General features: G+C 45.0%; 3 protein-coding genes. 2 read left to right on the top strand and 1 reads right to left on the bottom strand.

All coding sequences use genetic code 11. The annotated features are described in order from the left end of the window. The coding region (locus QTO00_RS17590; RefSeq protein ID WP_331425931.1) for an MFS transporter at window positions 1-868 on the bottom strand (868 nt) is incomplete at its 3' end. 110 nt (window positions 869-978) lie between these two features. On the opposite strand from QTO00_RS17590, the gene QTO00_RS17585 reads away from it, so the two are divergent. Together QTO00_RS17585 and QTO00_RS17580 are read left to right on the top strand one after the other, a co-directional pair. Continuing rightward, window positions 979-1,848, top strand: a complete 870-nt coding sequence (locus QTO00_RS17585; RefSeq protein WP_331425930.1) for a LysR family transcriptional regulator — start codon at window positions 979-981, stop codon at window positions 1,846-1,848. A 109-nt stretch (window positions 1,849-1,957) separates the two neighbouring features. Further along, window positions 1,958-2,936: ATP-binding cassette domain-containing protein (locus QTO00_RS17580; RefSeq protein ID WP_331425929.1), on the top strand; the 979-nt coding region annotated here is incomplete at its 3' end.

Here is a 2,936-nt window from a genome sequence, read left to right as displayed (position 1 = left end):
GGCTAATCACTGTACCAGTGATCATTCCAGACACCATTTGATGTCGTTTACTCCAAACTGATGTGAGTTTTGAACTGATGGTGCCCGCGAGGTAGCAAAGAAAAATCAGTGAGGCTAAGCCAATTGGTAAGTTGTGCGGATCTGCGACTAAGCGGAATCCCATTACTGAATAGAGGTTAACGAACAACGCAAAGTTGACTCCGCCAATCAGCATAGCAATCCAAATCGTCTTGTTTTGTAAATGTTTCACTACTGCGCGGTTGTGGTAACGCAGCATCCCTCGTTGGGGAGTGAAATGCTTTTGTTTTGGTAGGCTTAAAAACACAATAATGGCACCGACTAAAGTGAATATTGCCATACTTACCACGGCATGTTGCCAACCCATAGCGTCAGTTAATGTTCCGCCAACGATACGTCCAGTAATACCGCCTAACGAGTTTGCGGCGATATAGCCTCCAATTGCTTGGCTAAAGGCTCGTGCTGATAACTCTTCAACCATGTATGCCACGGCGACAGAGGCAAAGGCTGCAAGCGCAATACCCATTAAAGCGCGCAGGATGACGAGTGTGTATATGGATTCAGTCAACAACATCGCTGCGCCGATAAATGGCATGGCAATAAGACCTATAAGCATAACGTTTCTGCGTCCGAGTGATTCTGATGCTACGGCCCAAGGGACGAGAGAAACTGACAGTGCCAATGTGCTCGCTGCAAATATCCAATTGACCTGCGTCTCTGTTACTTGGAAGTGCTGAGACATATACGGCAGCATAGGCTGGAATAGGTACAGGTTACAGAACACTAGAAATGAGCCCAGCGCGAGGCTAAAAGTGACTTGGCGGTATTGTTTTGTTTTCAGCTCAATCATAGGTTTCTTATGCAGCAAAGCGTTGTTATGTGAGCAAAATATCAGTGTAAGTACGATATATAAAATATATTAAAAATATCGAGTTGATATAATTTGTATATGGTGTCGGTGTGGATTCAAAACATCTTAAGCATTTTGTTGCCGTGGCAGAGCATGAGCATTTTACTCAAGCAGCGAAAGCGTTACATATCGCTCAGCCTGCGCTTAGCATTTCTATTAAAAAGTTAGAGCAGAGCTTGGGTGTTGAGCTTTTTCGTCGTGAGGATCGCAAGGTATCGCTCACCGACGAAGGCGTGGTGTTATTTGAACATGCTAAAAGGGTGCTTCAGCAACTAGACGATGCGCAGCTCGCTATTGATGAGTTAAAAGGGCTTGAGAAGGGCGAAGTTAGGCTCGGGGCACCGAGTATGATGGGATCATATTTCTTTCCACAAGTGTTAATGGCGTTTAAAAGCCGCTATCCGAACCTCAAGCTGACCCTTGTTGACGCTGGCACGCGCTCAATTCGGCAGATGCTTCTCGATGGAGAGTTGGATATTGGCGTGATTAACGATGAAAACGTACCTGATGACCTAGAAACTGATCATTTATTGCGCTCTGAAATGGTGGCGGTGGTGGCACCGGAGCATGAGTTCGCACATCGAGATTCGATAAGCTTCGATGAGTTCTTTGACCATGAGTTAGTGATGTTTAAGCCTGGTTATTTCCATCGCGACTTCATTGAAAACCAAGCTCAGCAGTGCAATAAAGAGCTACGCTTCTCTTTCGAAACCAATCTACTTCCGATGATTTTGAGCATCGTGAAACATGAATTTGCCATAACGGCACTTTTGGAATTGGTCACTCAGCATGAAAAGGATGTAGTTGCTGTCCCGTTTCACGATAGAGTTAAGCTAGATTTGGCTCTGGCTTGGCGAAAAGATGGTTATCTCTCCATTGCGGATAAGACCTTCATTGAGTTTGTAAAACAGTACGCATAGTACGTGCTGCAAATATCACATTTTCTGATTTCTCAATCGCACCATGCCTCGAGTTGAAGTAGTTTGGATGTAATTAGCAATGTTGATCTGAAGGGTAGGGAAACCATTCATGCAAATAGATATCAACCAACTCGACCTCCAAGTTGGCACTAACCATCTAGAGATTGCTCAGTGGAGTATCTCTGAAGGACAATCATGGAGCGTATTTAGCACCGAAGGCGATATAGGCTCATTGCTCGGGAGCTTATTGTGCGGTGAGTTTGATGTCTGCTTAGATTCAATGAACATCAGCACAGGAAAGATTGCTCAGGTGTCGCTGGTCGAGCAGCAAAGATTGTTAGAGGAAGAGATTGCGAAAGACGACACCGATTTTCTTGACCAAGTGGATACCGGAACCACGGTTTATTCTCTTATCTATGATCAGTGCCAATCTCAGCAACTTACTGAGCAACTGATATCCGACTTAGACCTCTCGCATCTTGCTCAAAGTGGGTTTAGAGTTTTGTCTACCGGTGAAACTCGCCGAGTAATGCTTGCTCGCGCCTTGGCAACAAAGCCAGATCTTATTGTTCTTGATAATCCGTTTACTGGTTTAGATGTCGCTCATCGCCAATCATTAACGATCTACCTTACCCAACTGGCAAAATCTACCCAGATGATCGTCACCTTCAACCGTGAAGAAGATATACCAAGTTGGATAGAGCAGGTCGCACTGTTCAACCACGGAACACTGGAAAGTACAATGGCCAGAACTGAGTGGGAAACACACCCAGTGATCAGCCAGATTAAGTCCCAATCGAAGCAGCAAAGCGAAGAGATGCTCGCGCTGATTCATCGTTATCAGCACACTCATAACTTCGACAATCCGCTGTTTGAAATCGTTAACGGAAAAGTTGAGTACACCGAGAAAACCATTTTTTCTGATCTCAACTGGCGGATCGACAATGGTCAGCACTGGCAAATAAAAGGGCCAAACGGCTGCGGGAAAAGTACGCTACTCGGCTTAATATTTGGTGACCACCCACAGTGTTATTGCAATGAAATTTATATCTTTGGTAATAAGCGCGGTTCTGGCGAGTCTATATGGG

The sequence above is a fragment of the Vibrio sp. M260118 genome (genome assembly GCF_036533755.1).
Lineage (GTDB): Bacteria > Pseudomonadota > Gammaproteobacteria > Enterobacterales > Vibrionaceae > Vibrio.
Note: the sequence above shows the minus strand (reverse complement) of the source record. Positions and strands in the feature narration are given on the sequence as shown.